Consider the following 6,474-nt stretch of genomic DNA (forward strand, 5'->3'; position numbering starts at 1 on the left):
TACCGGCACCGTACCCGTATGCCTGCCCGTGCCCCCCTGGCGCGGGCCCGAGGCGCAGCTGCACGCGCTGGACCGCGCCCTGGTCGTCGTCTCCGCCGACCCCCCAAGCGTTCCTCAAACTCGCCTGCTGCCTCACTCAGCCAGGACGGCGTGTGGCAGGAAGCGAGGGGTCGGGCAGGTACGCCTTCCGTTCCTCTGAGGTGAGGGGAACAGCTCGGCCGGCTGGTCGACCGACGGGAGGAGAGCTCGTCGCGTCGAGCAGCAGGTCCAGCGGTTTCCCTGAAGGTTTCCCGGTTCCTACTGGAGTGGGCAACAGGAGGGTCCTCGACAGCCGACGGTGGCACGGCTCAGTCTCGAAGAGTCGGCGGCTGCGTCGGAGGTCCCGGGAGACGAGCGGTGTTCGTGAACCGGGGTCGGCGCAGCGCCCGTGCCGCACAGCTGTGCTCTGGACGGCACGGGCGCACAGCAGTGGTGGGCCCACACGCACCAGTGGTGGACCTACAGGCTCTCTCTCCGCCGGCTTTCCTTCGGTCGTTCCAGGCAGTGCTTTTGAGGAGGACTCATGATCGAACGCAGGAAGCTTTCCGTCGCCCTGGCCACCGTCGCGTTGGCCACAGGGCTGCTCACCGCCGCTGGGCCGGCATCGGCGAAGCCCACCGGTCCCGCCCGCCAGGCCGCGGCCGAGTGCGGGGTCCGCTCCGACGGCAAGTTGTGGTGCGGCAACCGCGTGGGTGCCAAGGGCTATGAGCACCGCTCGTACGGCTCGGCTGTGCGAGGGCCGTTGAACTCGTCGTTCAGCTGGTTCGCGTGCTGGGGTCCCGGTGACCCCCATGGCGGCGGCAACAACATCTGGTACTGGACGAAGCTCGACAACGGGCAGTGGGGCAACGTACCGGCCGTGGACGTGTACACGTCTGTCGACCCGGCTCCGGGCCTGCGTCAGTGCTGAGCCGTCTCCCGAGCGCGTGAACGAGGCTCGCCTCCTGAATGGGGCGGGCCTCGCGGCGCGTCTTCGACCAGCCGGGCACGGGCACCCGGTTCGCGGCGGCCGCCTGGCTGGCATACGCCCGGTACCGGCGGCGTCGTACGTGACGCACGAACCAGTAAAGTGCCGCCCTCGGCCTGGCCCACTTCGTGGGTGGTGGTCAGGTTGCCGATGCGGCCAGCGCGTCGAAGGGGGCGGGGGTGCCCGGCGGTGGCAGGCAGACGAAAAGCCGGTGGCCCGGTGTCGGGAGCGTCAGCAGGGTGAAGGGGAGCGTGTCCGTGGCGAGGAGGGGGTGTGCCACACGCAGCTCGCCCTCGCCCGGCCCGCCCGCGCGATGCATGTCCCACAGCGCGGCGAAGTCCGGGCTCGCCGCCGACAGCCGGGCCACCAGGCGTCCCAGGCCGGGGTCCGCGGGCCGTCCGGCGTGCTCGGCGCGCAGGGCCGCCACCAGCTGCGCGCCGATCGAGTCGTCGGGCTCGCGGTTGGCCGGTGTGGCGGCGCCGTGTGGGCAGCAGAAGACCTGCCACAGCAGGTTGCGCTGGTGCGGTGGGCGTTCGGCCAGGCCCGCCATGAGCGCGCTACCCAGCCGGTTCCAGGCCAGCAGGTCGAACCGTGGGCCAATGACGAAGGCGGGCGTACCGGTGAGCGCGTCGAGCATCGCCCGGGCAGCCGGGGTGAGGGGTTCGGGTGCCCCGGCCAGGCGGGGCCGACGGGGGACAGCGATCGTGTGCAGGTACGCGCGCTCGGCATCGCCGAGCAGCAGGGCGTGCGCGAGGGCGTCCAGCACCCCCGGGGTCGGGACGCGGGGGCGGCCTTGCTCCAGCCGCGTGTAGTAGTCGGGCGAGATGCCCGCCCTCGCCGCCACCTCCTCGCGGCGCAACCCTGGCGTCCTGCGCCGCCCGCCCGCATCCAGCCCTACGTCGGCGGGGGTGAGGCGGGCCCGACGGGAGATATCTCGATGGTTCGCGTGCTTTTGGTGAAAGGTGGTCGCATCATGCGTCCCGTATCTTCAACTCCGTTGGGACACCGTGTCTGATGGCGTGATCGCTCGTTGAGCCGTGCATGACGGATCTGGTGGAGCGGTTGGTACCGGACTGCCCCGACGTCTCCGTGCCGCGGTGACGTGGTGGCGCCACCACTCGCCGACTCCTGAGAGCCCCGTGTTCTCTCGAGCACTCCGTCAGTCGATCTGCGTGCAGACGCTCGCCCCGTAGCGCTCGCTTGACCACCCACCCCGTGGTGCCCTCGCGCAGTCCTGACGACTTACGGGTGCCGGACGCGCTGCCGGAGTCGTAGGCCAGGCGGACCCGGTACCAGCCGCCCCGGGCCTGGGAGGCATAGACCGCGACGCCGCGGTGGAGCAGGCCGAGGGCGGTGTAGCGGGTGCCGAGTCCGGTCCTCAGCCGTATGGCGTCGGTGACCTCGTAGCCACAGCTGTTGAAGTCCGCCTGCACCGACACGGTCGGGGGCTGCTCGGGTGTGCCGGCCGAGGCCTGCGGGACGGCCACGGCGCTGGACAGGACGGCGGCGACGGCCGCTGTGAAGGTCAATCGGGTCATGCCGCTGAAGGGAGGCGCCGCCGGCACGGCCGACGCCTCACCGGCCCCGGCCGCGGTGCGCTCATCGCCCGCTGGGGCAGCGGGTGGGCGGCCCGGCACCGGCAGGGGCCATGCGGCGGCGACCCCGACGAGGCTGATGGTGCGCATCACGGAATCGCCGATAGCGGCCAGGCGTAGCCAGCCGCCGGCCTCGCTCAGGGCGCGGTGGGCGACGAGGAGGATATTGATGCCGCTGGAGTCCATGAAGGTGACCTGGCGCATGTCGACCACGATGCGGGGGCGGGAAGTGTCGGAGGCGTCCAGGGCGTGGCGGAGGGTGTCGCCCGTGTGATGGTCGATCTCGCCGACCAGGGTCAGCACGCGGATGCCGTCGGTGGCGGTGGTCACGACCGACAGCTGAACGGTCGGCCCAGCCTGTTCAGTGTCGGTCAGCTCTGCCTCAGACATGCCGGTGATCCTGGCACACTCGGTGCCTCGCGCACAGTGCCGCCCCGGCAGGGCACGAGCGGCTGTGAGCTGTGGCCGATCCGAAACCAAAGACATGGCGTCATCCGCAGCTGCGCGGGTAGCCGGGCGGAGACTTTGCGAAACGGAGAGCGAATGGCCATCGTGATGGAACCAGACCCGGCGTCGGCAGGCGGCGCAGCGCCGGGCAGGCCGGTCCTTCAGGCCAGCGCTGCTCTGGTCGGCGACGGTGAGGACATCGCCCGCGCCCGCCACATCGCCGCCGGTTTCCTCACCCGCGTCCAAGCCGAGCACGGCATTCCGGTCTCCCAACGTGCCCTCGACCTCACCCAGCTGGTGGTCAGCGAACTGGTCACCAACGCCCGCAAGTACGCCCCCGGACCGGTACTGCTGGACCTACAGGTCACCGGGGGCGTGGTGGAGGTCGCCGTGTGGGACTCCGACCCAGTCCTTCCGATCGCCCGGGCCGCGGACGCCGGCCGGGTCGGACAGCACGGCCTGGAGATCGTGATGGCCGTCTCCCAGGCCTTCGCAGCGCAGCGCGAACCGGTCGGCAAACGCATCACATCCCGTCTCGCCCTGGCCGACGACCCCGACGGCGCCCCGCACGGGCGCCAGCCCCTGTAACGCGGCCCACGGATCCTCTTCAAGCGGGGTGCGTGGCGGGCCAGGGCGGCAAGACCGGTAGCGGGCTGTGCCGCAACGCCTTGACACCCTCGCTCTGCTCTACTGATAGGACATTCTGAACCGGTATGACGGTTTTGTGGTCGCCTCATCGCGTCGGTTTGGGCGGTTTGGGCCGGTCGGGCTCCTTGGTTCTGTTGGGCTGTCTGGGTGAGTGACCGCAAGCCCTACAAGAGCGACCTGTCCGATGAGCGGTGGACGCTGATCGAGCCGGTGATCACGGCATGGAAGGCCGACCACCCATCCCCGACGGGACATCAGGGCCGTTACGAAATGCGAGAGATCGTGAACGCGATCCTGTACCAGGGTCGGACCGGCTGCCAGTGGGACTACCTCCCGCACGACCTGCCGCCGAAGTCGGCCGTGTACTACTACTACTTCGCGGCCTGGCGTGACGACGGCACGGATGAGATCAACGACCTGCTGCGCTGGCAGGTCCGCGAGAAGGCCGGGCGGGTCGGAGGATCCGAGCCTGGTCGTGATCGAGACGCAGAGCGGCCACACGGCGGTGAACGTGCCCGCCACCTCGACCGGGAAGGACGCGGCCAAGAAGGTGCCCGGACGCAACGCGGGCTGGCGGTGGACGTCCTCGGCCTGGTCATCGCCGTCACCGTGCTGGCCGCCAGCGCCCACGACAACGCGTTCGACATCGCGCTGCTTGGCCAGGTCGCCCCCATCGGCACCATCAAGAAGGCTCTGGTGGACCAGGGCTTCGAGAAGACCGTCGTCGAGCACGGCACCACGGTCGGCATCGACGTCGAGATCGTCGAGCGCAACCAAACCGACAAGGGCGTCGGCTTCGTCCCGCAGGCCAAGAGTTGGATCGTGGAACAGACGCTCGGCATCCTCATGCTGTTTCGGCGGCTCGTGAGGGACTACGAGAGCAGGCAAGTCCTCAAAGTCCAGGGTGCGCTGGGCCGTGATCGACGTGATAGCGCGCCGCCTCACCGGCCAGACCACAGCCACCTGGCGCGGGTGACCGCATGGATGACCAGGTCGCGCCGGCCTCGCTGAGGGCGCAGGGCGCGACGAAGAAGATGTCGATGCCGCTAGAGTCGATGAAGGTGACGTGGCGCCAGCCACGGTCCGGTGCCGCCCCACCAGCCCGGTGTCAGGCGAGGGCGTTGCGGAGGTAGGCGGGCAGCGCCTGGCACACGTCCGGGTCTGCTTCCCAGCCGGGGTCGGTGAGTTGGTCGGCCGTAATGACGATGTGGTTGCCGTGGTCGGTGCGGACGACGACGCGCAACGTTTCGCCCCGGCTGTCCCGGCCGGCGAGGTAGGCGGCCAGGACGGCCCGGCCCAGCTCGGCGGGGTCCGCACCCGTGGTAGCTCGGCCCAGGTCTTTACAGATCCACACGCCGCTGAACCGTTCGTGCATAAGGATCTCCCACCGCACACAAGTGGGCATGTCGTCGCGTAACACAACCGCGATCATCCCCCCGTCAGCCGGCCTCCCGTACCGCTACCTGCGAGTACTGGCCCAAAAGCGCGCCCTGCGGGACGACGGCGGCTGGCACCGGCCCAGCTCACCCCCCGGCGCGCCGGGACCGGGGGCATGGAGACGGTTACCGCGCGCGGCCCTTGCGTTCTACCGTTGCCGGGCGTGAGCACGCAGGCCTTCCAGGGCGCCTACCTTCTGCCGCTGTTCCACGCGATCGAGCAGGCCCGCGGTGAGCACGCCTACCGGCAGCTGCCCCCACCCGCACCGGCCAGCAGCCTGGCCTCCGACGACGCCCCGCTGGGCCTGTACTCCGCCGCGCACCTGATTCAGAACTCCTACACCGCGGGCCTGGCCCGCCGACGCGCTGCGCCGTCTGACAGCCGCCGGCGAGATCACTCGTGGGCGCCGCAGCAGCGAGAACGACGGCGAACCTGCCGGGAGCATCGTGCGGCGGCGTCACGTCGTGTCCCTCCCACGCCGAGATCTGGAGAGCTCTGCCACTGCCCGGCCCAGTCTCGGTATGCGATGTGTCACCACAGCCGGGTTCCGGGATGTGGGTTAGCGAGTGGTGAGCATGCCTTCGCGTAGTCGGGCGACAGTGCGGGAGAGCAGTCGGGAGACGTGCATCTGGGACACGCCGAGACGTTTGCCGATCTGGCCCTGGGTGAGTTCCTCGACGAACCGCATATGGATGATCTGACGGTCCCGTTCAGGGAGTTCGGCGATCATAGGGGCCAGGGCGTGGAAGTCTTCCACCAGCTCCAGTGCCGCATCATCGGTGCCGATGAAGTCCGCGAGCGCGCTCTCGCCGTCGTCGCTGGTACCGAGCGCGGCGTCCAGGGAGGTGGAGTTGTAGCCGTTGGAGGCGAGCCGGGCTTCCATGACCTCCTCTTCGGGCAGGCGCATCAGCTCCGACAGTTCCTTGGCAGTCGGCGTCCGGCCAAGCCGGCTGCGGAGTTCCTCGGTGGCGCGGGCCAGATGGACCCGGGCTTCCTGCAGCCGGCGCGGAACATGGACAGCCCAGGAGGTGTCGCGGAAGAACCGCTTGATCTCGCCGACGATGTAGGGGATGGCGAAGGAGGTGAACTCCACCTCGCGCATGAGGTCGAACCGGTCGATCGCCTTGATCAAGCCGATCATGCCGACCTGCACGATGTCCTGCATCTCCTGCGGCCCGCGGCTGCGGAACCGGCCGGCCGCAAAGCGGACCAGGGACATGTTCATCTCGATCAGCGTATTCCGAGCGTACTGGTACTCGGGCGTGCCCTCCTCCAGCACAACCAGCTGGTCGAAGAACAGCTTCGTCAACGCCCGGGCGTCCTTCGGGGCGACCCTGGAGG

The 6,474-nt window shown here is 69.7% G+C and carries 7 protein-coding genes; 3 read left to right on the plus strand and 4 right to left on the minus strand.

All coding sequences use genetic code 11. The annotated features are described in order from the left end of the window. The first annotated feature begins 562 nt into the window (after positions 1-562). A complete protein-coding gene (locus IE312_RS09105) occupies positions 563-949 on the plus strand; it encodes a hypothetical protein (protein ID WP_189980130.1) in 387 nt (128 codons plus the stop codon). A 196-nt stretch (positions 950-1,145) separates the two neighbouring features. On the opposite strand, the gene IE312_RS09110 is transcribed toward IE312_RS09105, so the two are convergent. Together IE312_RS09110 and IE312_RS43980 are read right to left on the minus strand one after the other, a co-directional pair. Further along, entirely contained in the window at positions 1,146-1,937 is a 792-nt protein-coding gene (locus tag IE312_RS09110; protein ID WP_306419723.1) for a helix-turn-helix domain-containing protein, read from the minus strand. A gap of 40 nt (positions 1,938-1,977) precedes the next feature. Continuing rightward, positions 1,978-2,991, minus strand: coding sequence for an STAS domain-containing protein (locus IE312_RS43980; RefSeq protein ID WP_189980134.1), 1,014 nt, complete (start codon positions 2,989-2,991; stop codon positions 1,978-1,980). A gap of 165 nt (positions 2,992-3,156) precedes the next feature. On the opposite strand from IE312_RS43980, the gene IE312_RS09120 reads away from it, so the two are divergent. Continuing rightward, entirely contained in the window at positions 3,157-3,636 is a 480-nt protein-coding gene (locus IE312_RS09120; RefSeq protein WP_189980343.1) for an ATP-binding protein, read from the plus strand. A gap of 207 nt (positions 3,637-3,843) precedes the next feature. Further along, positions 3,844-4,707, plus strand: coding sequence for an IS5 family transposase (locus IE312_RS09125; protein WP_229899388.1), 864 nt, complete (start codon positions 3,844-3,846; stop codon positions 4,705-4,707). Between the two features lie 97 nt (positions 4,708-4,804). Here IE312_RS09125 and IE312_RS09130 read toward each other — a convergent pair whose 3' ends face one another. Both IE312_RS09130 and IE312_RS09135 read right to left on the minus strand, forming a co-directional pair. Then, positions 4,805-5,071 (minus strand): hypothetical protein, encoded by a 267-nt coding sequence (locus IE312_RS09130; protein WP_189980136.1) that lies wholly within the window; start codon positions 5,069-5,071, stop codon positions 4,805-4,807. 621 nt (positions 5,072-5,692) lie between these two features. Next, the coding region (locus tag IE312_RS09135) for an RNA polymerase sigma factor SigF (RefSeq protein WP_189980138.1) at positions 5,693-6,474 on the minus strand (782 nt) is incomplete at its 5' end.

The sequence above is a fragment of the Streptomyces capoamus genome (genome assembly GCF_014654935.1).
GTDB classification, from domain to species: Bacteria; Actinomycetota; Actinomycetes; order Streptomycetales; family Streptomycetaceae; genus Streptomyces; species Streptomyces capoamus.